27 protein-coding genes and 1 tRNA gene are annotated in these 23,020 nt (G+C 54.3%); 9 read left to right on the forward strand and 19 right to left on the reverse strand.

What is annotated here, in order from left to right:
• Positions 1 to 34 precede the first annotated feature (34 nt).
• Positions 35 to 709, reverse strand: a complete 675-nt coding sequence (locus VGA14_RS05320) for an HD domain-containing protein (protein WP_331002714.1) — start codon at positions 707 to 709, stop codon at positions 35 to 37.
• A 348-nt stretch (positions 710 to 1,057) separates the two neighbouring features.
• Between VGA14_RS05320 and VGA14_RS05325 the strand changes: the two genes are divergently transcribed.
• The 4 genes from VGA14_RS05325 to uvrC all read left to right on the forward strand — a co-directional run bounded on the left by VGA14_RS05325 (position 1,058) and on the right by uvrC (position 7,970).
• On the forward strand, positions 1,058 to 1,405 hold the full coding sequence (locus tag VGA14_RS05325; RefSeq protein WP_331002715.1) for a phosphomannose isomerase type II C-terminal cupin domain: 348 nt from the start codon (positions 1,058 to 1,060) through the stop codon (positions 1,403 to 1,405).
• A gap of 105 nt (positions 1,406 to 1,510) precedes the next feature.
• Complete coding sequence (gene uvrB / locus VGA14_RS05330; protein ID WP_414690229.1) at positions 1,511 to 3,517, forward strand: excinuclease ABC subunit UvrB; 2,007 nt, start codon at positions 1,511 to 1,513, stop codon at positions 3,515 to 3,517.
• Entirely contained in the window at positions 3,517 to 6,372 is a 2,856-nt protein-coding gene (gene uvrA, locus VGA14_RS05335) for an excinuclease ABC subunit UvrA (RefSeq protein WP_331002717.1), read from the forward strand. The genes uvrB and uvrA overlap by 1 nt, the downstream gene beginning before the upstream one ends.
• Positions 6,369 to 7,970 carry an excinuclease ABC subunit UvrC gene (uvrC, locus tag VGA14_RS05340; RefSeq protein WP_331002718.1) on the forward strand — a complete coding sequence of 534 codons (1,602 nt, stop codon included), beginning with the start codon at positions 6,369 to 6,371 and terminating at the stop codon, positions 7,968 to 7,970. The genes uvrA and uvrC overlap by 4 nt, the downstream gene beginning before the upstream one ends.
• Here the strand turns inward: uvrC and VGA14_RS05345 are convergent.
• The 13 genes from VGA14_RS05345 to VGA14_RS05400 form a co-directional block, all read right to left on the reverse strand.
• Positions 7,957 to 8,160 carry a hypothetical protein gene (locus tag VGA14_RS05345; protein ID WP_331002719.1) on the reverse strand — a complete coding sequence of 68 codons (204 nt, stop codon included), beginning with the start codon at positions 8,158 to 8,160 and terminating at the stop codon, positions 7,957 to 7,959. The genes uvrC and VGA14_RS05345 overlap by 14 nt on opposite strands.
• Before the next feature lie 150 nt (positions 8,161 to 8,310).
• Positions 8,311 to 8,931, reverse strand: coding sequence for a DUF47 domain-containing protein (locus VGA14_RS05350; protein WP_331002720.1), 621 nt, complete (start codon positions 8,929 to 8,931; stop codon positions 8,311 to 8,313).
• A 352-nt stretch (positions 8,932 to 9,283) separates the two neighbouring features.
• A complete protein-coding gene (locus tag VGA14_RS05355; RefSeq protein WP_331002721.1) occupies positions 9,284 to 10,300 on the reverse strand; it encodes an inorganic phosphate transporter in 1,017 nt (338 codons plus the stop codon).
• Positions 10,301 to 10,724: 424 nt separating this feature from the next.
• Complete coding sequence (locus tag VGA14_RS09595; RefSeq protein WP_349257139.1) at positions 10,725 to 10,805, reverse strand: hypothetical protein; 81 nt, start codon at positions 10,803 to 10,805, stop codon at positions 10,725 to 10,727.
• Positions 10,806 to 11,028: 223 nt separating this feature from the next.
• A tRNA-Trp gene (locus VGA14_RS05360) sits at positions 11,029 to 11,162 on the reverse strand.
• A gap of 48 nt (positions 11,163 to 11,210) precedes the next feature.
• Positions 11,211 to 12,464: a 5-amino-6-(D-ribitylamino)uracil--L-tyrosine 4-hydroxyphenyl transferase CofH gene (gene cofH / locus VGA14_RS05365; RefSeq protein WP_331002722.1), complete on the reverse strand. Its 1,254-nt coding sequence runs from the start codon at positions 12,462 to 12,464 to the stop codon at positions 11,211 to 11,213.
• Positions 12,454 to 13,623, reverse strand: coding sequence for a 7,8-didemethyl-8-hydroxy-5-deazariboflavin synthase CofG (cofG, locus tag VGA14_RS05370; protein WP_331002723.1), 1,170 nt, complete (start codon positions 13,621 to 13,623; stop codon positions 12,454 to 12,456). The genes cofH and cofG overlap by 11 nt, the downstream gene beginning before the upstream one ends.
• A 33-nt stretch (positions 13,624 to 13,656) precedes the next feature.
• Entirely contained in the window at positions 13,657 to 14,856 is a 1,200-nt protein-coding gene (locus VGA14_RS05375) for a S1C family serine protease (protein WP_331002724.1), read from the reverse strand.
• A 44-nt stretch (positions 14,857 to 14,900) separates the two neighbouring features.
• Complete coding sequence (locus VGA14_RS05380; RefSeq protein WP_331002725.1) at positions 14,901 to 15,206, reverse strand: winged helix-turn-helix domain-containing protein; 306 nt, start codon at positions 15,204 to 15,206, stop codon at positions 14,901 to 14,903.
• Between the two features lie 75 nt (positions 15,207 to 15,281).
• A complete protein-coding gene (locus tag VGA14_RS05385; RefSeq protein ID WP_331002726.1) occupies positions 15,282 to 16,517 on the reverse strand; it encodes a glycosyltransferase in 1,236 nt (411 codons plus the stop codon).
• A 12-nt stretch (positions 16,518 to 16,529) separates the two neighbouring features.
• Positions 16,530 to 16,943, reverse strand: a complete 414-nt coding sequence (locus VGA14_RS05390; protein ID WP_331002727.1) for a type II toxin-antitoxin system RatA family toxin — start codon at positions 16,941 to 16,943, stop codon at positions 16,530 to 16,532.
• A gap of 31 nt (positions 16,944 to 16,974) precedes the next feature.
• Entirely contained in the window at positions 16,975 to 17,697 is a 723-nt protein-coding gene (locus VGA14_RS05395) for a CbtA family protein (RefSeq protein WP_331002728.1), read from the reverse strand.
• A gap of 12 nt (positions 17,698 to 17,709) precedes the next feature.
• Positions 17,710 to 17,925 carry a CbtB domain-containing protein gene (locus VGA14_RS05400; RefSeq protein WP_331002729.1) on the reverse strand — a complete coding sequence of 72 codons (216 nt, stop codon included), beginning with the start codon at positions 17,923 to 17,925 and terminating at the stop codon, positions 17,710 to 17,712.
• 111 nt (positions 17,926 to 18,036) lie between these two features.
• Here VGA14_RS05400 and VGA14_RS05405 point away from each other — a divergent pair, with 111 nt between their 5' ends.
• Positions 18,037 to 18,678 carry a DUF4443 domain-containing protein gene (locus tag VGA14_RS05405; RefSeq protein ID WP_331002730.1) on the forward strand — a complete coding sequence of 214 codons (642 nt, stop codon included), beginning with the start codon at positions 18,037 to 18,039 and terminating at the stop codon, positions 18,676 to 18,678.
• Positions 18,679 to 18,961: 283 nt separating this feature from the next.
• Complete coding sequence (locus VGA14_RS05410; RefSeq protein ID WP_331002731.1) at positions 18,962 to 19,165, forward strand: hypothetical protein; 204 nt, start codon at positions 18,962 to 18,964, stop codon at positions 19,163 to 19,165.
• Here VGA14_RS05410 and VGA14_RS05415 read toward each other — a convergent pair.
• Positions 19,135 to 19,704, reverse strand: coding sequence for a hypothetical protein (locus VGA14_RS05415; protein ID WP_331002732.1), 570 nt, complete (start codon positions 19,702 to 19,704; stop codon positions 19,135 to 19,137). The genes VGA14_RS05410 and VGA14_RS05415 overlap by 31 nt on opposite strands.
• Before the next feature lie 107 nt (positions 19,705 to 19,811).
• Here VGA14_RS05415 and VGA14_RS05420 point away from each other — a divergent pair, with 107 nt between their 5' ends.
• Positions 19,812 to 20,534, forward strand: coding sequence for an adenylate/guanylate cyclase domain-containing protein (locus VGA14_RS05420; protein WP_331002733.1), 723 nt, complete (start codon positions 19,812 to 19,814; stop codon positions 20,532 to 20,534).
• Positions 20,535 to 20,567: 33 nt separating this feature from the next.
• On the forward strand, positions 20,568 to 21,380 hold the full coding sequence (locus VGA14_RS05425; protein ID WP_331002734.1) for a proteasome assembly chaperone family protein: 813 nt from the start codon (positions 20,568 to 20,570) through the stop codon (positions 21,378 to 21,380).
• 8 nt (positions 21,381 to 21,388) lie between these two features.
• Here the strand turns inward: VGA14_RS05425 and VGA14_RS05430 are convergent, their stop codons facing one another.
• Positions 21,389 to 21,595 carry a hypothetical protein gene (locus tag VGA14_RS05430; protein WP_331002735.1) on the reverse strand — a complete coding sequence of 69 codons (207 nt, stop codon included), beginning with the start codon at positions 21,593 to 21,595 and terminating at the stop codon, positions 21,389 to 21,391.
• Between the two features lie 27 nt (positions 21,596 to 21,622).
• On the reverse strand, positions 21,623 to 21,820 hold the full coding sequence (locus VGA14_RS05435; RefSeq protein ID WP_331002736.1) for a hypothetical protein: 198 nt from the start codon (positions 21,818 to 21,820) through the stop codon (positions 21,623 to 21,625).
• Between the two features lie 97 nt (positions 21,821 to 21,917).
• On the opposite strand from VGA14_RS05435, the gene VGA14_RS05440 reads away from it, so the two are divergent.
• Entirely contained in the window at positions 21,918 to 22,355 is a 438-nt protein-coding gene (locus VGA14_RS05440) for a cyclic nucleotide-binding/CBS domain-containing protein (RefSeq protein ID WP_331002737.1), read from the forward strand.
• A gap of 2 nt (positions 22,356 to 22,357) precedes the next feature.
• Here VGA14_RS05440 and VGA14_RS05445 read toward each other — a convergent pair whose 3' ends face one another.
• Together VGA14_RS05445 and VGA14_RS05450 are read right to left on the reverse strand one after the other, a co-directional pair.
• The gene (locus VGA14_RS05445; protein WP_331002738.1) at positions 22,358 to 22,516 is read right to left on the reverse strand and encodes a hypothetical protein; all 159 of its coding nucleotides are present in this window, start codon (positions 22,514 to 22,516) and stop codon (positions 22,358 to 22,360) included.
• Complete coding sequence (locus VGA14_RS05450; RefSeq protein WP_331002739.1) at positions 22,513 to 22,983, reverse strand: Hsp20/alpha crystallin family protein; 471 nt, start codon at positions 22,981 to 22,983, stop codon at positions 22,513 to 22,515. Before VGA14_RS05450 ends, VGA14_RS05445 begins: the two co-directional genes overlap by 4 nt.
• Positions 22,984 to 23,020: the final 37 nt, after the last annotated feature.

A 23,020-nucleotide genomic window follows, 5' to 3' on the forward strand; every position in this document is an offset into this window, starting at 1 on the left:
TCCATGTAGTGGCTTTAAATGGTTTTTGAATGAATTATACGGTAACTATCTTGCTTGCAGACCTCAATTCTTCGTAGCAAGAGCGCATGCTGTTGTAAAATTCGGGCATTTTTGGCTGGATCATTGCGTATGCAAGGTAAAAGTCCTCGGCCTCGCGCAGGTAGCGCCTGGACTTGGCGTGCCCCGGCACCTTTGCGATGAACTCCATGTTGTTGATCCTATCTGCAAGCTTTATCGTCTTGACGTCATAATCTGCCTTTAGCAAAAGGTCGCAATAATCCCAAAAGCGCGCCCGGACCCTGTCGTCGGCAGTCCTGCCGGAAAAGTTGTCAAGCGGCTTTATCCTTAGCTCGCTTGCAATTTTGTGGACGCGGCTTCCAAAGCGATACCGCATGTATGCGTCAAAGCCGTACGATTTTGCTTCGTAAAGGTTCAGTATGCGCTCGTCGTCTTCCATCACATCGTGAAGAATGGCAGACGCCACTTCCACGCCGGTGATGTTTCGGCCACTTGCCCTGTAATGCCTGACCACGTCCATGGCGACTGGCCACGTGTGCGTCTCAAGAAACGACGACTCTTCATCCTCCCGCATGAGCCCGGAATGGACCTCCTCGGCCACCTCCACCGCGCCTTCCACCAGACTGTCTACCCTCAGGCCCTCTTGCTCCAGGAACGATAGGAACTGGGCCCTGCTTGCCTGTTCGACCATACTGTATATTGGCGGAGGTCAGAGAAAAGATTTGCTGGCCTAAACGCACCGGAGCCGTAAGACTTTAATTTTCAAAAAAAATAACGAGCCGTCAGGCCCGGTTATTACTTCTTTTTGCTAGTCTTTTTCTTGGACTTTGTGCTCTTTTTCGCCATGTTGTCAGGTTTATGAAATAATTCACAAGAACTTAAGTTTATCTACTTTGATGCGCTGCCAAGGTGTATTCCCGATGATGCCAGAAAGGAGACCCCGGCGCGCAAAACACTTTAGAATTTGTTTTGCGATGACTAATCAAGAGCCCGCAGCTTGCAGAGTTGATCGCAGGCATCTGATTTGCGGTGAAAAATAATGATGACAAAAAAAATAGAGCACAGACCGTGGGGCAGGTTTGAGCAGTTTGCACACAACGAGACCTGCTCTGTCAAGCTCCTGTACGTCAAGGCGTCTAGCAGGCTCAGCCTACAATACCACAAGCAGCGAGAAGAATTCTGGAAGGTCATTCGCGGGCCTCTCAGCGTCCAAATTGGCGACGAGATGTTAACCGGCAACGAGGGAGACGAGTTCGAGATACCTGCTGGTACAAAGCACAGGCTTCAGGGACTTGATTCGGACGGCATAGTGCTCGAGGTATCATTTGGCAATTTCGACGAGCAGGACATAGTCAGGCTCGAAGACGACTTTGGGCGCGCAGGCTAGCTCAGGACCCGGGAAAGGTGTTCAAACAATATGGCGTGCCGAAGCCTGCCAGTTTGTGCTTGTTACACGAAAATTATGGTACATTTACGTCAAGAGTAACAATATATGCGCGTTTTTGAGATTAAAGTTCCCTTGCTCTCCGCCCCGAGAAGCTTTTCAATCTCAGACACTTTCACGCCATCAGGGGACCAGCCGGAAGCCATCGAGAAGCTTGTAAACGGGGTCAGAAAGGGAGGTCGGCAGACTCTGCTTGGCGTCACTGGGAGCGGCAAGACTTTTACCATTGCAAACCTAGTCGCCCGCTCTGGCAAGAACACGCTTGTCATCTCGCACAACAAGACGCTTGCGGCGCAGCTCTACGCAGAGTTCAAGGAGTTTTTCCCGAAAAACAACGTCGGATACTTTGTCAGCTTTTACGACTATTACCAACCTGAAAGTTATTTGCCGCAGACTGACACGTACATTGAAAAGGACACGGAGATAAATGAAAAGATAGAAAGGATGCGCCTTGAAGCGACTGCGATGCTGATGTCCGGCGAGCCCACCATCATCGTCGCAACCGTGTCGTGTATCTATTCTCTGGGCTCACCAAGAGAATGGGAGGAAACATCCATCGCGCTGCAGAAGGGAGAGGTCATAGAACGCAAGGTGCTCGTCCACGGCCTCATAGAGGCCCGCTATGAGCGAAACGACGTGGCGCTTGTCCCCGGGACTTTTCGTGTAAAGGGCGACACGATTGACATAATCCCGGGCTACTCTGACGACATCATTAGGGTAGCGATGTTTGGCGACGAAATAGAGCGCATAAGCATACACGACCATGTGAGCATGAAAAAGATCCGCGACGCCGGCGCCGTCAGAATATTTCCCGCCAAGCACTACATAACTGCCGACGAATCACGACTTCGCGCAATCGACTCGATAAGGCATGAGCTTGAAAACTGGCTGCCGGACCTGCCCTCGGAGCTGGAGAGACAGAGGCTCGCCTCCAGGACGAAATACGACCTTGAGATGATAGAAGAGCTCGGCTACTGCTCGGGCATCGAGAACTATTCCCGGCACCTTGATGGTAGGGCGCCGGGGCAGCCGCCGTTTTGCCTCCTTGACTTTTTCGGCGATGACTTTCTACTTGTCATTGACGAGTCGCACGTCACGCTTCCGCAGCTGCATGGCATGTACAACGGCGACAGGACGCGCAAAAAGTCTCTGATTGATTTCGGGTTCCGCCTGCCAAGCGCGTTTGACAACCGCCCGCTGAAATTCGCAGAGTTTGAAAAGTACCTGAAAAACGTCGTGTTCGTATCTGCAACGCCGGGCCAGTACGAATTGCAGTCAAGCGGGCAGGTCGTGGAGCAATTGGTGAGGCCGACAGGTCTTGTTGACCCCAAGGTCGAGGTGAGGCCGACCAAGGGCCAGATGGAGGACCTGATTGCAGAGATAAAGAAGAGGGCAAAGAAGGACCAGCGCACGCTTGTCACGACTCTGACAAAGAGGATGGCAGAAGACCTGGCAGAGTTTCTCGCAAAGAACGAGGTACGCGTGCGCTACCTACACTCAGAGATAGAGGGCCTGGAGCGAACGGAGCTTATCCGTCAGCTGCGCTTGGGTGAGTTTGACGCGATCGTCGGAATCAATCTCCTGCGCGAGGGCCTTGACATACCCGAGGTCTCACTTGTGGCGATACTTGACGCGGACAAGGAGGGCTTTTTGCGCAACACCGCTAGCCTAATCCAGACGTTTGGAAGAACAGCGCGCAACGTCGACGGCCAGGTCATCATGTACTCTGACACCGTGACGCGGTCGATGAAAGAAGCGACTGATGAAACGCAGCGCAGGCGGGAACGGCAGCTTGCGTATAACAAGCGCCACAGGATAACGCCCAGAACCATTGTAAAGCCTGTTCCGGAAAGCGCGTCGGCAGAAATCTCGGACGCGGTCGAGACAAAATCTATGGCCCGGCGCGACCTCTTGCGCCTTGCGATAGAGACCGAAGCCACGATGAAGAAATACGCAGAGCAGCTGGAATTTGAGAAGGCCATAATGTACAGGGAAAAGCTTGCGAAAATAAAGAAGGTAATAGGCGACCCCAACCCCGTCGCGGAGGTGTCCTGATGCATGACAGAATAATAATCCGCGGGGCCAGGCAGCACAACCTGAAAAACGTCAGCCTGGAGATTCCGAAGAACAAGCTCGTAGTCATCACAGGCCTTTCCGGCTCTGGCAAGTCGACTCTTGCGTTTGACACGATTTACGCGGAAGGCCAGCGGAGGTACGTCGAATCGTTGTCTGCATATGCAAGGCAGTTCCTCGAGCTCATGGACAAGCCCGACGTTGACTCGATAGACGGGCTCTCGCCGGCGATATCCATACAGCAAAAGACGACGAGTAAGAACCCCCGCTCGACAGTCGGCACGGTCACTGAAATCTACGATTACCTACGCCTGCTTTATGCGAGGATAGGCATGCCGCACTGCCCCCGGTGCGGCCGTAGGATCGCAAGCCAGTCAGTAGACTCCATAACAGAGTCGGTACTCAAGATGGCAGGCGGCAAGAGCGTGATGGTGATGGGGCCTGTCGTGCAGGCGAAAAAGGGCACGTACGAAAGGCTGTTCGAGGAACTGAAGCAGCAGGGGTATTCCCGAATAAGGCTCGATGGCGAGATTACAAACCTCGAAGACGAGGAAAAGCCGAAATTGCCCAGGCTTGACAAGCAGAAAAAGCACACCATTGAAGTCATAGTCGACAGGCTCAAGCCGTCGGCCGAGGAAAAGAGCCGGCTCTTTGAGTCGATACAGTCGGCGCTCAAGGCTGGGAACGGCACGGCAGTAGTCTCGATCGACGGCAACGACTCGATGTTTTCGCAAAAGAACGCTTGTCCCCACTGCGAGCTTTCCATAGGCGAGATAGAGCCCCGCACGTTCTCGTTCAACTCGCCTTTCGGCGCGTGTTCCCAGTGCAACGGCCTCGGGATAAAGATAGAATTCGATCCAGAGCTGATAATACCTGACAGGCAAAAGAGCATACTTGAAGGCGCCATCAGGCCGTGGACAGGCCACTTTGCAACATTCCGCGCGTCGATGCTAAAAGACGTGGGCCGCAAATTCGACTTTGACCTTGCGACTCCCATTTCCAAGATGACAGAGCGCCAGCTTGGAGTAATCCTGTACGGTACTGACGAACGCATCCACTTCAGGTACGAGTCGAAGCATTCAGACAGCAGGTGGGAATACCGCGGAACTTTTGAGGGCGTGATACCAAACCTTGAGCGCACCTACCGCGAGACTGAATCAGAAAGCAAACGCGAGGACCTCATGCAGTTCATGCGCGAGCGCCCCTGCGAGCGGTGCAACGGTAGGCGGCTGCGCGAAGAGGCCCTTGCGGTAAAAATTGGCGCAAGGTCGATAATGGAAGTGTGCGACCTGTCAATAGACGCGTGTTATGACTTTTTCCGCTCAGTCAACTTGACTGATACCGAGCGCTTTATCGCTCGAACAATACTCAAGGAGATAATTTCAAGGCTGGAATTTTTGCGCAACGTCGGGCTCAACTATTTGACACTGAACAGGATGAGCGCCACTCTTTCCGGAGGCGAGTCACAGAGGATTAGGCTTGCGACCCAGATAGGCTCAAACCTCACGGGTGTGCTGTACGTCCTCGACGAGCCCACGATTGGCCTGCACCAGCGCGACAACACCCGGCTCATAGATACCCTGAAAAAGCTGCGCGACCTTGACAACACGCTCATTGTAGTTGAGCACGACGAGGAGGTCATCAGGAGCTCTGACTGGGTGGTGGACATCGGACCGGGCGCAGGCATACACGGTGGCCAGATAGTCGCAAGCGGCAAGCTCGAAGACATCATGTCAAACGGCGACTCTGTTACGGGCGCGTTTTTGCGGGGCGAGCAGGTCGTCGCGCATGCGCGTGAGCGCATCAAGCCGGCGAAATGGCTGACAGTGCACGGCGCCTCGGAGAACAACCTGAAATCGATCGATGTTAAATTTCCATTGGGCTGCATGACAGTCGTAACAGGCGTATCGGGCTCGGGCAAGTCGACGCTTGTAAACGACATACTTTTCAACGCCCTTGCCTCGCACTTTTTTGGCGCAAAAGAGAGGCCAGGCAGGCACGACCGCCTGTCGGGGACAGAGCACGTCGACAAGGTGATAGGCATCGACCAGTCGCCCATAGGCCGGACTCCAAGGTCAAACGCCGCCACCTATGTGAACGCCTTTACGCCAATTCGCGAGCTGTTTGCAAGAACGCCCAGGGCAAGGGAGATGGGATACAGCGCCGGCAGGTTCTCGTTCAACGTGTCGGGGGGCAGGTGCGACGCCTGCGAGGGCGGGGGCGTGAAAAAGATAGAGATGCAGTTTCTGCCAGACGTATACGTCACGTGCGACGAGTGCAAGGGAAGGCGCTACAATTCCGAGACCCTTGCGATAAAGTACAGGGGCAAGACCGTTTCCGATGTGCTGGACATGACGATTGAAGAGGCGCTGGAGTTCTTCTCCAACATACCGTCGATAACCAAAAAGCTGCAGACCCTGAACGACGTAGGCCTGGGCTACTTGCGTCTGGGCCAGCCGGCCACCACGATGTCCGGGGGCGAAGCGCAGAGGATCAAGCTCGCGGCAGAGCTTTCGAAGCGTGACACCGGCAGGACCGTCTACATCCTTGACGAGCCGACGACCGGCCTGCACTTTGCCGACGTGAGCAAGCTCCTGCATGTTTTGAAGAGACTCGTCCAACTTGGCAACACCATCATAGTGATAGAACACAACCTGGACGTGATAGCCTCGGCAGACTGGATAGTGGATCTTGGGCCTGAGGGGGGCGAGGGCGGAGGAAGGCTAGTCGCGGAGGGGACGCCGGAAAACATAAGCGAGCACCCGGCGAGCTACACCGGCCAGTACCTAAAACCCAAGCTGGCAGTCGACCAAAAGCTGGTGCGGCGCAAGCAATGACTCTAACGGCCGCGGTCCTTCGCGAAAAGAGGATTCCCCGCGAGCCAGGAGTCTATTTGATGAAAGACGACGGGGGCATAATAATCTACATCGGCAAGGCAAAGGACCTGAGCAAGCGTGTCGGCTCGTATTTTGCAAAGCGCGATTTAGATCCAAAGACCGCAAGGCTTGTCGAAAAGATAGCAGACTTCGAGTTTGTGGTTACCGACAACGAGATTGAGGCGTTCCTGCTCGAATCCAACCTGATAAAGCGCTACAGGCCGGCGTTCAATATAGAGCTCAAGGACAACAGCAGGTATACTTACCTGAAGATTTCAGACGAGCCGTTCCCTCGGCTGCTCGTCGCCCGCAGGAACAGAAACGGCGAGTTCCAAGGGCCAAAAGGCAAGATATACGGGCCATTTGTGCGCGGCAGTTCGAAGTATCTTACGGCGGGCCTCCTGCGCAAGCTGTTCAAGGTCAGGATTTGCAACCGGCTGCCAAAGGTGCCGTGTCTACAGTACTTCATCAAGAACTGTGACGCGCCATGCATCGCAAACGTCACGCGGGGAAAGTACATGGAAGGCGTTGACGCGCTGCGCGAGATACTGGAAGGAAAGAGCAGCGTCGACCTCTTTGCGCGGGAAATGGAAATTGAAATGAAGCACGCGTCGGACCTTGGCGACTACGAGCGTGCCAAGGAGATCCGCGACACCCTTTACCGGTTGAGCAACCTCCGGATAAGGCAAAAGATGGAGAAGGCCACTAGGAGCCCCGACGAAGAGTACGTCGGCATAGTGCGCGATGCAAGAAAGGGTATGGCCCACGTAATGGCGCTAAAGAGGAGCAGGGGCGTCATCTCGGACCGGAAGAAATTCGAGTTTGACACCGTGGCGGACAACTCGTTCTCGTCGTTTCTCTTGCAGTACTATTCGTCGTCGCCGGCCATCCCTGACGTCATATACTCAAGCGAGGAGCCCGGTTCAAAAGAAATCCTAGAGGCGTCGCTTGAAAAACTTGCAGGGCACAGGGTCAGGATAGCCGGGGCGGAGACAGGCGAGCGCCACAGGTTGATGGAGCTTGTAATGCGCAATTTGGCCATGTATGTCGAACGAGGCTATGCCCCTGCAGTGGTAGAGCTGCGAAAGGCGCTTGCGCTCTCGTCGATGCCCGAAGTAATAGACTGTTTTGACGTGTCCAACCTGGGCACCGCAATAGCTGTCGGCTCAAGCGTCAGGTTCGCAAACGGAAAACCCGACAAAGATGGCTACCGCAAGTTCAGAATAAAGACTGTAAAGTGCCAGGACGACTTTGCGATGATAGGCGAGATAGTTCGGCGCCGCTATTTGGCAGGCGGCGTGCCAGACCTAGTCGTCATCGACGGCGGAAGGGGCCAACTTGCGGCAGCCACCGGCGCGCTGGCAAGCATTGGGTTATCAAGCCTGCCCTGCATCGGGCTTGCTAAGGAAAACGAAGAGATCTACAAGCAAGGAGCGAGAGAGCCGCTCGCCCTGCCAAGAAGGAGCCTGGCCCTCAGGATGCTGCAGCACGCAAGGGACGAGGCACACAGGTTCGGGCTTGCCTACAACAAGAGCCTGAGAAAGGTCACTCGACCTTGACGCTCTCGCGCTTTTGCGCGCGCTTCATTTCCTGCTCGGTCAGCTCGATATATTTTGCGACAGCGGTGTCTGCCGATTCCAGACCTATCTGGAGCATCCTTGCCGCAAAAAGCGACGCGGACATTGCCATTTCTCCCGCCACCAGCGGCCACAGCATGAAATCAGTCGCTGCAGGGTTCTTGTCGACCATAGACTGGATGCGGCGTTCAGTGTCTTAAACTTTATACCCCCCGTTCAAAGCTATAGGGAACGCGGTGCATTCCTTAAAGCTAAGCAGAAGAAGCTTTTCAAGTTCCTGAAAAAGCAGGATCCTGCGCACATGAATGATATTCGGCTAACATTATCCATATTTAAGAGCAATGTCTTCGAACACGTCTGCCACGTCTGCGCACCTGTCATGAGCACCTTCAAGTATTTCATAAACTTCTTTCATCTTGATTATGTGAATTGCATCGTTTGTCTTGAATAGGTCTGCGATAGCTGTTCTGAAGATCACATCTGCTTCATGCTCATACTGGCTTATGTTATGACAGTGCTCGATTAACTCGTTTGAATTCTTGAATCCTCGCAGTTTTTTTACTAAGAAGTAAATCTCTTGTGACGACGATAGGAGCATTTTTGCCAGCTCTTTCATGTATACTGTTGGTTCCTTAATGTCAAACAGTATGAGCGTTCCAATGAATCTGTCAGTGTAGTCTATTATCTGGTCAATCTCACCTGTAAGAGCTGAAATGTCTTCCTTGTCAAGCGGCGTCACGAAGGTCTTGTCAATGAGGACGTAAACGTAATGAGTAATCTTGTCTCCTTCATGTTCCAAGTCCTCTACCTTCGTGCTTAATTCTTGAAGTTTGCCATAGTCATTCAATAACTCAACCAAGGTGTTAACTGACTTTATCAAGACTTCTCCTTGTGATTCCAGCGAGTCTATTATTTCGTTCTCGTTCGATCGAAGCCATGACATCAATCCTCGTCCCAATTCGAATTCAGCCTAGAATAGAACGGTTCAATATATGAAGGCAGTTATTGTGTAGCCAGACGCTCGCCGTGTACCTTGGCTACCATATAGTCTATATAGAATACGTAGCAAGTGTTCTTATGGTAATTCCGCAGCACCTTGGTTGTGGGGGTCCCAGTCTCATCATTAACCAACTTTGAAGTAATTAGCGTAAGCCCGATTTCCGATTCAATCAAGAAACTTGATATCATTACATGCGATCTTTGCAAGACGGCAAGAGCCTCGCACGATGTTTTTGTGCAAGGCATAGTAGAAGTTGCATTTCTTAAACGGTGCTGCGACCAGTGCATAAAGAAGCTTAATGGATCCCGATAACATTCATTAAGAGCAGTGAAGCCGCGGCGAGAGATGCGCTGGCAGGTATCGTTATCAACCATGCGTATACTATTCTTCTTCCCAATCCCCATCTTACCGCGGAGAATCTCTTGGTAGAGCCAGTTCCCATTATGGCACCAGAAATCGCATGCGTCGTGCTGACTGGTACCCCAAGCCACGCCATCGATGTTAGGATTGCACCTCCACCGGTTTCAGCAGCAAACCCCTGATACGGCTTCAGGCTGGTCAGACGGAATGCCATCGTTTTGACTATTCTCCATCCGCCGAAAAATGTTCCAAGGGCTATAGCCGTCGCGGCACCACCTATCACCCAAAGCGGAACTACAAACCCTTTAGTCTCAAGCATACCACCAGCGATGAGCAGCGCCGTGATTACTCCCATAGTCTTCTGCCCGTCATTCGCTCCATGGGTAAGCGAGAAAAACGTTGAAGACGCAATCTGCAACTTTCCAAATATTCTATTAACCTTGGCTGACGAAGATTTACGGAATGCTAACATTATGCCAACAGTAAGCGCAGCAGCTATTGCAAAGCCCACAGAAGGTGATACAACCATGAATATCAAGACTCTTTCGATTCCTGAGAAAACTATTCCCTGGAGACCCCCGGCAATTAATGCTGAACCAACTAGACCTCCAATTAATGCATGACTACTGGATGAGGGCAGACCTAACCACCAAGTAACGAGATCCCAGATGATAGCACCAATTAGTCCTGCTAAAATTACAAATACGGTAGAAAATTCTGGCTGGATTATCCCCTTGCCCACGGTTGCCGCGACTGCAGTGCCGAACACAAATGGCCCGGCGAAATTAGCTGTGGCGGCGATTGAGACAGCCTGCAAGGGCCTTAGAACCCGAGTTCCTACTACCGTGGCAATCGAATTCGCTGCATCGTGAAAACCATTCACAAAGTCAAAGAAAAGTGCCGCAGCAATTGTCCCAGATACGACTAATAGTGTTGCTCCAACCTCTACCAATTCTAATCAACCATATTGGATACACGCTAAATTAAGCAGAATTTGCAATCACTATCAGATGCGATTTTTTTATTGACCACTAATATTCGTATTCACAATAGACTATGACATCTATAAAGATTAGCTACAACATGCATAGGGTGACGAATATTCTTGTTATCGTGGTTGATTTCTACAAAGCCCTACTTAAGATGATCCAGCGCACGGTAATTTGATGTGAGGAGTAGGTCGCTCAAAGGCGTGAGATCAGAATTTGTTATCTGCTCTATTCTATGAACGAGCATTCCTGGGATTTGCTGAATGTCATTTGTATTTTTGCTCTACTATAGTTTTCAAATCTGACATAAACCTATCAAATGTCTTTACTTTTCCGCTTTGCTCTGTGTTGCCTTTGCTCAATAGGTAGCTTCCATCGGTATCGACTTCAACAATAGCTCGCCCTTTCTTTGTGGGCTTTTGTAGCTAATGTACCGTCCTCGTCAGGCGTGACGAAATATACCCTAATCTCTCTCGTAGATGGTGCAGCAGAGAGTTTTAGTTTCCAGTAGCCTGTTTGAGCATTCTTTCTCTCAGTGTGACCTTAACGTTGTCAAACCACGTTCTAAAATCCGGCTCGTCAAGTAGGTGCCTGCGTGGGGATTTCGCCAGATCCTGCCGGGGTGAGGGATTTACCATGAAACGTAGTGAAACCATCTCCCGGATTTACAGGTTTTATTCTTAATTAAGAGTGGGGCCGAAGGGATTTGTCCTGACGCGGCGAACACCGCAGTCATTTGAACCCTTGACCCACGGGTTTCTTGCTCTAACTAGCCCACGCGTTAGATCTGGAGCCCGTTGCGATGCCTGGCTTCGCTACGACCCCACCAAAGTGGCACCGTATTTTTGATAGCGGAAAGATGTCTGTATAAGTTTATTGTTTCCGCGCTTCCTTGTAGCGGAACTTGTCCAGCTTTATCAGTTGCTGGTAAGAGCCGAACTGCGACGTGTCGGCGCTGTCCAATGCCGACACGTCGTCGTCGCTCTCATCCTTGTATACTTTCAGCAGTTTATACGAGGTGGAACGCTGGGCAGGAATGCGCCCTGCAGACCTTATCAGCTGCCTTATTTCCTTTGGCTTCATCAGCTGGCCGTGCTGTGCGCCTGCCGCAGTAGATATCGACTCGTTTATCAGCGTGCCCCCAAAGTCGTTTGCGCCTGCCGCCAACAGCAATTGCGACATCCTGGCGCCCTCTTTTACCCACGACACCTGGATGTTCGGTATGTGGTTGTTAAGCATTATCCTTGCCACTGCATGCATCTTCACCACTTCAAAGCCGTCCGCGCCGGCGCGAATGTTGTCGATCGTGTGGTGGCTGTACATCGGCGCTTCAGTGTGGACGAAACTCAGAGGCACGAATTCCGTAAAGCCGTGCGTCTCTTTCTGTATGTCGCGCAAGAGCGCGATGTGCTCCGCCTTTTGCTTCGAGTTCTCGATGTGGCCGTACATTATGGTTGAAGTCGTCGGGATACCTAGCGCGTGCGCCTGCCGGATTATCGACACCCACTCGTCCACCTTTATCCTGCCCGGCGAGATGATGTCACGCAACGACTGGTCAAGAATTTCTGCCGCAGTCCCGGGCAGGCTGCCGACTCCGGCCTCCTTGAGCATTTTCAGGTACTCGTTTGTAGAAGTTTCTGATCTTACCGCCCCGTACAGCACTTCCTCGGGCGAAAAGGCGTGGATGTGCATGTTCGGCAGCTCTTTTTTCAAAGCTTTGCAGATGTCAACATAAAGGTGGCCGTCCATTTTTGGCGGCAGGCCGGCCTGTATGCAGACCTCGGTCGCGCCAAGCGACGCGGCCTCTATGGCTCGCCTCAGTATCTCTTCGTTTGGAAGAAAGTATCCTTCATCTTCACGAAAGTCGCGTGAAAAGGCGCAAAAGCCGCACTGCTTTATGCAGACGTTTGTAAAGTTGATGTTACGGTTGACCACGTAAGTCACGACGTCGCCAACAGCGCGCTTGCGAAGCTCGTCTGCGAGTGCGACTGTCAGGCTCATCTCTAATCCTGTGCTGTCAAAAAGCGCGACTGCCTCGTCTACGGAAATGTCCTTGCCGTCAAGCGCCCTGCCAAGGGCTGATGCTACGACAGGGTCGGCATTTTTCAGGAGCGAGTCAAGCGCCATTTACATAATCCTCCTTGACAAGGCCCGAGCCGTCAGAAAGCAAGCGTACGTAGTCATGCAGGCGTTCGGATATAAATCCACCTTCGATGAATTCCGGATATATGGGCAGCCTCGCGCGTAGTTTCTTGTTCCTGCTTTCTGTCTCCTGCCTCACTTCGCTTATCGCAGGCCAGGGGAACTCAGGGTTGACGTGGTCGATTGTAACGGGCGAAATGCCCCCCCAGTCGTTGATGCCTGCATCTATGTATCGGCCATAGATTGCGGGGTTGAGGTTTGGCGGCACCTGTATGTTCATGCCCGGCATTATTAGGCGCGCAAGCGCGACTGCGCGCAGAAAATACTCTTTTGGCGTCGACGGAAACCCGGCCATCCCCGTTTCCGGCTTGGGCTCAAAGTTCTGCAGGATTAATTCCTGTATGTGACCGTGTTTTTCGTGCAGCTCTTTTATCACAAAAAGCGAGTCGACCATCTCTGTAGGAGTTTCCCCGATCCCGGCAAGGACGCCGGTCGTCATGGGTATCGCAAGCTCGCCGGCAGACTCTAGCGTCTTTATCCGGACTTTGGGGTTCTTGCTTGGCGCGCCGTCGTGCGCAAACCCCTTGCCCATAAGGCGCTGGCTTGACGACTCGAGCATCACGCCCATGCTGACGTTCGTGTGCTTTAAGCGCGCCATCTCGCTTTTGGTCAGGCTGCCGGCGTTTGTATGCGGAAGCAAGCCGGTCTTTTGAAGCACCTGCTCGCCAATCTCACAAACATAATCGACGGTTGATTGATAGCCCAACGACTTTAGCCAGTCCCGCGCCTCTGGGTATTTCTGCTCTGGCCGCTCGCCCGTCACAAACAACGCTTCTGTGCAGCGCGCCTTCCTGCCGGCCTCTGCTATCGCAAGCACTTGCTCCGGCGAGAGCATCGACAGCATAGGATCGCCCGGCTCATTTTTGTACGTGCAGTACGAGCATGTGTCCCGGCACAGGTTGACGAGGTTGATGAAGACCTTGCGCGAGTACGTGACGGTGTCCGGCCGCGTCGCATCCCTTACCCTGCCTGCTGCCGCCACGATGGCCTCTGTAGGGCATGCCAGCAACAGATCGCAGGCGTCCTCGCGCAAAAGCAAACCGGGGCTGGCAAGCGCCCTGTCAATCGCCGAATTGGCCAGCATCAGCGTTCCTTAGTGCGGGTTTACTAATAAACACTAAGGCGAGTCCTGTGCGTTCGGCCTTGCCTCAAGGTGCAGTTCGATGTGCATCACCGTGCCGTCCCGCAGGACAGTCACGTCCATCGTGTCGCCCACCGACTTTTCGCGCTGTAGATACACAAGTATATCGTCGAGTTTTCGTATCTGGTTGCCGTCAAGCTCGAGTACGATGTCGCCGCCAAGCGGAACAGTCTGGCCTTCTACCCTGGTCGGGTTGTCGCCTCCCCTTATGCCGGCCTTTTCAGCCGGCCCGCCCGACACAACCTCGACTACGAGTACGCCCCTTGGCTCGTCAAGCTCGAGCACGCTTGCAAGACCTGGCGTCATGTCCCTGCCCGAGATGCCAACCCACGGGTGTTTGAAGCTGCCGGTCTCTATGAGAGAGGGAACTATCTTGGCTATCGTGTTTGACGGGACCGCAAAGCCGATGCCAGCAAACTCGCCGGTGCTCGAGCGTATGGCACTGTTGATGCCAACCACCTGGCCCCGCGTGTTGAGGAGAGGACCGCCCGAGTTGCCCGGGTTTATTGGCGCGTCGGTCTGTATGATGTCAGGTATAAGGAATTGTAGCGGGCCGGAATTCTGCGCGGGTATAGTCCTGCCAACCCCGCTCACGATGCCGGACGTCATGGAACTTGAAAGCCCAAACGGGTTGCCTATCGCCGCGACCTGCTCGCCCACCCTCACTGTGGTCGAGTCTGCAAGCGGAAGCGGCGCGAGCTTTTCCTTTGGCACATCCTTGACGTAAAGGACCGCAAGGTCGGTGAAAGGGTCGCTCCCAAGCAGTGTGGCACTATAGACCGTGCCGTCGTAAAACGTCACGCCCAGGTCGTTCACGCCTGACACCACGTGGTCGTTTGTCACGATGTGGCCGTTGTCGTCAAACACAAAGCCCGTCCCGAGCCTGCCCTGCTCTGCAAGGTCATTGCTTGCAGTCACCTGCACGACGGACCTTTCGGTCCTCTCGAAAAGATCTGGAAGCGTCAGCTCCTGGTCCACGGCCTCGACCGTGCTGACACGGCCCACCCTGAACGCGTCGCCTTCAAGCGAGTCGCGCTGGTTGCCGTTCGTATCGAGGAGGCTTGAAATGTCTGGGAGCTGAGCCTTGCTAAAGTCAAAGCTGTTGAATTGCGAAAAAGCGAAAAATATGGCAACTGCAGCAACAAGTGACGCCGCCGCGAGGATGGCCTTGTTCAATCCGGGTGAAATTCACCTGTTGTGCTAATAACCCTTTTCCCGGATCAGCGGCTGATGTACTGCACTTCGAGTCCTGCAGGCACTGGCATGTCCAAGAGTTCTACCAGTCTGCCGTAGTAGTGCAGAAACGCCCTGCCCTTCTCCGTCGCCCTGTAGATGGTGCCGTCGTCGTTCGTGGCTTGCTCAAGCATGCTTCTTTCTATCAGTTCTGCAATGTACGCGTGCACCTGCTCGTAGCTTAGATTGGCCCTGTACATGATGTGGGTCTTCTTTATCCCCGCCGTAGCCAGGCCAAGCACGTCGCCCATTATCTGGATCCTTCCTCTGTTATTCTTGCGTTCTGTAGCCATGAAACTATTTACTTGACAATCCTACATTAGGGGTATGGCGGAATTTTGAAGTGGAACGCGCGTTCCAGCTCGATTCTAGCGCATAAAGCTCTGTTTTTCGCTCACGGTGTACTGCCGGCCGCTCCACCTAACGGCGTCCTTCTTGGTTGCATCAACTATTGCCGACGCAAAGCCGAGGCAGATTATCGCGCCCCCGACTGGCGCCCCGAGCGCGTACATGGGGCTCTGAAAGACGCCTAACCTGCTCTGGACCGCTGTCGTGAGAAGCAGCGCGGTGATGGTCAAAGCTTGCACCAAGACCAGGGCGGTCGCGGTCGGCCCTGCGAGGCCGCCTGCCACGAGTGCCAAGACTGGGAGCGAGTAGGCAAGGAACAGGAACGGGGCGAACAGGATGAAAAACACCGCCGCTGCAATGAGGTGCGCGCTGCGCCTGTTTTGGTGGTAGAGAGGGATGACAAGCCGGCGAAGGCCATGCCAAAGCGTTGAAAGATCGCGGGCCCACACCGCGTTCACGTACCTCTCGCCTCTGACCATCTTCATCCTGTGGCCGCCCACCTTTACCCGGGCCCCAAGCGCGCCGTCCTCTACAAGCTCTTCTCTTACTGCGACGTGCGTGCCCACCGCCTCGTACGTCTTTCTGGTGATGACGAAAAAGCTGCCGAAAAAGTATCCCGTCTTTTGCCCCGGGTCGTTTACCCGGAGAGGCGAAAAGCGGGTGTGCAGAAAAGTCGAGAGGCCTGGAAGCGTTATCCTCGTCCAGAGGTCCTTGCAAATCAGCTTTGGTATAGCGGTCAGGGCGTCGAGCCCCTCTGCAAGCATGTGGCCGACTGCAAGCGAGAGCGCGGTTGGCGAGTGCTCGGTGTCGGCGTCGGTGAAAAACAGGTAATCGCCTGTCGCCCTCTCGTATCCCTGAATGCAGGCCCAGTTCTTGCCGGCCCACCCCTCCGGTTTGGGAGGCGTGCTGACTGGCACGACGCGCCTGTCATTTCTTGCATAGCGCTCGATTATTTCGCCAGTCCCGTCAATAGAACTGTCGTTTATCGCGATGACTTCAAAGTTGGGGTAGTCCTGCGCAAGGAGCGTGTCGAGGCACCTTGCGACGTACTTTTCCTCGTTCCTAGCAGGCAGTACCACGCTCACCTTTGGGTGACCCACCGCAGACCTGCGGTCAAAAGACTCCAGCCTCGGCGCCAACTTGAAGGACCTAGTCATGTAGGCGAAAAAGTAGGCCCATACGCCAAATATCCCCGCAAGAATGACGGCTAGTGCTATGTTGAGGGCCGCTATCCCCAGATCGAGTGCCGGCTCCATGTCGCAAGCGGGTTATTCGACGGCCCGGGCTATGCGTTCTAGCGCCTGTTCGGTGCCCTCGGTGATGTGCTTTCTTACCATGACGGAAAATACTGACAGAAGCCCTGCGAGCTTGAAGTCCCAGGCGACATCCACCTTTGTTCTGCTGCCCACCCCGCTTAGAGTGACGAGCCTCGTGCCGGTTATCGGGCCTTCTGTTATTTTTGTTTCAATAGATGTCTGTGGGTTGAGTGTGACTTTCTGCATCGTCTTTGAGTCCTTGAACGCGATTACCACTTCGCGCTTTATGACGTTGCCCTCCCTGCTGATGTTTTTGACGGCCTTGGTGCCGTGCCAATACTGGGCCTCGTTGTCCACGTCGGACACAATCGCCCACACCCTGTCAAGTGGCGCTGCAATCTCGCGGCTGGCGTTTACGGTAGTCATGCCAATTGTTCACGCCAGCCACTATATGTGCTTAGAGCGCCTTTATCTTGGCAGCTTCGTGAGGCTTTGTCCTGTCCCACAGCACGCCAAATATCGCTCCAAGCAGGACCCAGAACATCGTCATGGTCGCGCCTGTTGCTATCCTAAAGCTGTTGACAAGGTCCATCGGTGCAGTTATCTCGTCTGGGTTTGCGGGCAGCGTGGAAAACACCACTACCACAACTGCCGCGTATGCCGCCGGAGCAATGAATTTGCGTGACCCTGCCGGTATCTTTTTGTACGCCGCGCCAAGGGCAAGGGCCGCAAAGCCTGAGATAGCAATTATCACCATGTAGAGGCTCTGCCTCACGTATATCGTCTCCGGGTCGCCTACTGCCGGCGGGTTTGCAGGGTACTTTATCGCCGGCACGATGTATAGTGCAAGCCACATAATGCCTGCAAGGGCCAGCGCCTTTTTCAGGTTGGTCGATCCGGGAAGCAGGTTGCGCCCATAGGCAAACACGACTCCAAACAGCGCGCCAAGCGACATGCCAAGCACGGCGCCGGCCGCAATGCTCCCACCCCTCTGCCATATCCTGTAGGTGGCAAGCTCCGCAGGATCGATTATCTCGCCGCCTGCCGCAGCGGCTTGGTTTTCAAGCTCTATGGCGGCGCTGATGTACGGCTCGACGACTCCCTGGTTAACGAGGCCTAAAACGGTGCCGGCAAGCGCGCCGGACAAAAGCGTAATGGCAATAAAAGTGAGGGACTTCATGCCTGCGTCAGCCTAGTGGCATGCAAAGCCTGCGGCGTGTCTCATGTCGTGGTAGAACTCGTGCATCCACATGTCGTCGTACGCCTGCTCTCCCTGGGCCACGCTAAATACCTGGCCCTGATCAAAGCCCATAACAAAGACGCCAAGGACCAAGACGCCGAGGAGCACGCCCACAGCTATCTTGGGAACGCCCGCAGCAGCTCTTACAATCTGATCGGTAAATGACATTCAGTTCCGAATAATCTCGGTGTTATTTAAATAATGAGATGGTTTGTCCAACTGGATGGTTTATCCAACCCGGGTGCAACGAATAAATCGCTCCGCGCACAACGCCAAGGCATGCACATGTACGTAAGGGCGCTTGAAAAGGTAGCTACCAGGTACGCGCCGAGCAGGCTCTTGTCGTTTGGCGCGGTCCACGTTCTTGTTGCCTTGCAGCTGATGCAGGGAAACGGGCACGCAAGCCGCGACGCGCTGTGTAAAAAACTCGGGCTCGGTGGGGGCGCGGCCAAGACACTTGTCAAACACATGAAGATGAGAGGGCTCGTCGAGACCTCGAACGGCGGCACGCGGATGACTTCAAAGGGCGGGGGTATATGCCAAGGCATATCGTCGGTAATGCCGTCTGAAATGGCGCTCCCGAAATCGTCGGTCGCGCTCGGCAGGCACAACTATGCCGTGCTCTTGAAAGAGTTCGGGTTTGAGGTCAGTTCCGGGATAGAGCAGCGCGATGCTGCAATAAGGATGGGGGCCACCGGCGCGACCACGTTGCTGTACATCGAAGGCAGGTTCGTGATGCCCGACAGCAGCCACGACCCGCTCAGAAAAGAGCCGGGTCTCCGAAAAGAGCTGGTTAAAAGACTAAGGCCGGACGACGGCGATGTGATCATCATCGGGAGCGCGGAGAGCAGCAGGGTGGCCGAGCTTGCCGCCAAGGACGCGGCGCTTGCCACCATCATGAGGCACGAAAAGCACGCCTAGGCTTTGCTGCGGGTGCCGTCCCTGTTGTAGACGTAGATCTTGCCTTGCTCCTCGTCCGCAGTCTTTTCGTGCGGACCGTCGCAGAAAGGCTGGTTTGCAGAGACCGCACATGCAGATCCATTTTGATTCGCTTCCGACCCTGACTTCCTTCGGGCCCCTGTCCTCTTTTCTTACCAATCTTGCCATGCATTTTCCATACCTGCTTTGACAAATAAACCTGGTAGTAATACACGACTGACTTGGTTCTCCAGAGCTAGTCTCGCTCAGTTTAACATAGTTCCGCTTGGCAATCCACTCCAGGCGTTTCCTCAAGAAGCTAAAAGGCGCAGAGCTCGGCAAGAAGGGGATCGAGAAGGGCGCCGAAGTAGGCACCAAGGCGTCGACGTGGCCAAGGACGCGGCGCAGAAACGCTGCGACAACGCAAAAGAAAACAAATATGTGGGGGTGCGGTTTCGGCTACAGCCTCGACCTCAGCACCATCCCGTAGATAGGCGACTCGCCAAAGTGGCTAATGACGCTCGTGTCTATCGAGATCTCGATGACGTTATCGTTTAGGATCTTGATGGTCACAGGAACGTTTTCGACGGGGCCGTCCCTCTGGGTTATGGTAGCCGTGCCTTCGAAGGTTATCGATGTCTCGTCCGCGCTCCACTTGGTCAGCTCAAAGTCTGATATTTGGTGCCTGTGCTTTGAGTTGCCGTCCTTCAGCACCATGCCAAAGCCGCTTTTGAAAATCATTTCTGGGCTTTGTGCCTCGTCAGCCGCGGGTATGAGCACTAGCCACCACGGGCCGTAGATTATCCATTCGTTTCCGTTCGGGTCTGTCTGTATGCTCGAAAGCACGCCTACCGCGCCGCCTCTCCTTCCGTCCGCAATAGCTGCAGTCACCCTGTCGTGCACGTTCAGCCTGTCGCTCTGTTCAGACTGTGCCTGGGCGTAGGTTCCCGCAAGCGCCGCCGAAAAAACCGCGCCTGCCACGAGAACAACGCTCAGGCCAAGAATCATCGCCAGTTTGGCGTTTTTCATTGCGCTGTACGCATTCCGGGCAGAGATATATGTTATGGAAAAAGGTTACACCTGCCCCTGCAGGGACACGACCAAATCTTTTTACCCGTGCAAGTATGCTGTTACTTTTGAGGCGCGCTATGGGATTGATCTCGCCGACGCTTGACATGAAGCAGATCCACTCCAGGGTCATGAAGAGTATTGAAAAAGGTGTCCAGATAGACCTGTCGACCATTACGTGCAAGCGCTACCTGAGGAGGCACGCAAACAGCAAGACGAGCGTCGCCGTGCTGTACGTGGACATCGACGGCTCGACCAAGCTGACGCTCTCTCTTCCTTCTGACAAGCTTGCGCTCGTGCTCCAGGTGTTCTCGCAGGAGATGAGCATGGTGGTCGCAAACTTTGGGGGCTACGTGCTAAAGTACGTGGGCGACGCCGTGATAGCGCTTTTCCCGGCGGAACACGACAGGAAGCAGGCCTGCCTTCGCGCGCTTGAATGCGGCAGGACTATGCTCGACGTTGTGCAAAACGCGATAACGCCGGCCCTGCTTGCGCACGGCATTCCGGAGCTGAGGATAAAGGTGTCGATAGACTTTGGCGAAGTACTGGTGGTCCTTTACGGCAAGAGCCTGGAAAACTCGCACATCGACATAATAGGCTCCAGCATCAGCATGGCTGCCAAGATGCTTTCCGTCGTGCCCACTGGCAGGATAATAATGGGACAGTCATTCCGCGACAACCTGTCTGAAGAAGTTGCAAAGTCGTTTGTCCAGTTCGACGTCGACGAGTCGATGTGGTCTTATGTAGACCAGAACAAAAGGCGCTACAAGCTTTACCTGACGCTCCCATAGAACACTTTATAATTTTCGACGCCCCCGGACATCATGATGTCGACAAGAAAAGCCAGAACTGCGGCTGACCGCGACGGCGAGCAGGCCTACGTCACGCCTATCGGCTCAAGAGACATCAAGCTTCAAAAGCCCACGGTGCTGGCAGGGTTTCCCGACAACGGCATGGTAGGTTCAATATGCATCAACCACGTGATAGAACATATTAAGATGCACCAGGTGGCCTTTGTGGATTCAGAGTACATCATGGCAAGCGCCCTCTTTGTCGGCAAAAAGCTGCGCCACCCTTTTAGGATATACGCAAACGGCGAGGGCACCGTGTGCGCCATCCTGTGCGAAGTCCCCATACTGGCAAGGGGCGTGCGCCCCATAGTGAGGGCGTTGATCGATTGGCTTGGTAGCGAGAGCGCAAGCGAGGTCACCGTCCTTGGCGGCATAACCCCTTCCAACATAAGCCCGTCCAACCTGAGGCCAAGAAGCGCCTTTTTGCTGCAAAACACCGGCGATGATAGCTCTGCAGAAAAAGACGGGCTGGCGCGGATTCCCTCGACCGCGTTTGTGGTGGGCATAGGCGGGGCGTTTTTGTCTTCCTGCGTAGCGAACGGCATCAGGTGCCGTGGAGTGTTCGTGCCGTCGCTTGGCGAGGTGCCAGACCCGGGCGGCGCGGCGATACTGCTCGAAGCTCTTGCATCCATAGTCCCTGCAGCAAGAGTGGACACGGGGCAGCTCAAGGCAGAGGCCGAGAACATAAAGAGGCACCTTGAGGAGCTCTTGAAGATGCAGCAAAAGATGATACAGGAGTACGAAAAGGGTGAGACCAGGCCCGAGACCGAGCGCATCTACAAGTGAGTGCGCTCTCATGTCCTGCCTTTGGCAAGGGCCTCAAGTGACTGGCCTATCGACCTTTTCACCTCGCCAAGCGTGTCTCTGGCATCTTTGCCTGCGCCCTTTTGCTCGAGCTCGTTGTTGTAGTACTTCATCCACGAGTACGTGTGCTGGAGGCTCTTGTACACCGCAAACGGGAGCAGCGTTTGCTTGCCGCCCAGCAGGATTGCATCCCACATGTCGGTGAAGAACGGCTTGAAGTCGCCCTACTGCAAAGACTCGTTTATGAAGCGCAGCTTGCCGTTCAGGTCGTCTGTAACGAACTGGATTATCTGGCGCCGGGCCACGGCCTCCTCTTTCCGGATCCTGCGCTTTTGCACATTTGCTTCGACCCAGACTGCCCCGTAGATGATTACTGCGAGCAAGACCATCTCGACTACGACCGAGTCCCATTCTATGGCCATGACAGAATGGCGGGCGTGTAGCCATTTATTCTCGCAGAGTACAGCGCCATGCTCTGCATACATACCTATTAAGAACGCACCGGGGATTACCTACCGCATGAGCGCAGTAAGCGAGATAATGACCAAGGGCGCAGTCACGGTCAAGCAAGAGTTAAACCCGACGGCGCTTGACGTCGCACAGGTAATGGCCAAGAGTAGGATAGGCTCTGTCATAATCACAAGCGGGGGCAGGCAGGCGGGCATAATAACAGAGCGTGACCTGCTCAAAAAAGTCTCTGCCAAGGATAGAAAGCCAGGCGAGATAGCGGCTTCAGACATAATGTCCTCCCCCGTAGTAGTAGTCAAGGCCTACGACTCGGTCGATACGGCGGCCGGCGTCATGGCAAGGAACAGGATAAAGAGGCTGGCAGTTGTGGAAGAGGACGGCTCCCTTGCCGGCGTCATCTCTGCCACTGACATTGCAAAAAAGCTTGCCAGGATACTGGCCGACGACTACAACCGCTACAGCTCGCTGAAAGCCGTGCTAGACCTGTAGCCTCAAAACCTCTCGGGCGCTCGCTGCCCGCTATGGCACGCCTGGCAGGCTCCGCACCATTCGCAGACCCTCGGCGTCTCTACGCCGCATTTGGAGCAGGCAGTCTCGGGGTTGTGAACCTTGACCTCGTGGAAGCTGTGGGGCTGGCGCATCCGCGTCACTGCACTTGCACCTTGTTCCCTTTCTTCTTGGACGGCGCCTTCTTGGGTAGGTCCACTGAGAGTATGCCGTTGTTCATCCTTGCCACGACCCTTGCAGGGTCTATCTCTTCGGGCACCGGTATCTTGCGGTAGAACGATCTGCTGGACCTCTCGTTGTAGACATAGTCCTTCTTTTTCTCCTCCACTTTTTCGTTGTGCTCGCCGGATATCTCGACCGCGTCCTCTGTCGCGTGCACGTTTATCTTGTCCTTGTCTATGCCCGGGACTTCTATCTGCAGCTCGTACCCGTCGCCCCTGTCGGCCATGTCACAGAGAGGCACGCGCATCTCCTCTTCCAGATGCGGCAAGCGCCACATGAGTGGCCACGGCCTCATCATGTTCTCCATCTCTGCCCTGAAATCCTCAATCGCGTCGTCAAATCGGCTCGGGAGTGACTCTCGTTTGGCAATCTTGCCGGGTTTTGTCATGATTCTGTGTGGGCTGGTTTCATATTTGAAAACTGGG

The sequence above is a fragment of the Nitrososphaera sp. genome (assembly GCF_036397675.1).
GTDB lineage: Archaea > Thermoproteota > Nitrososphaeria > Nitrososphaerales > Nitrososphaeraceae > Nitrososphaera.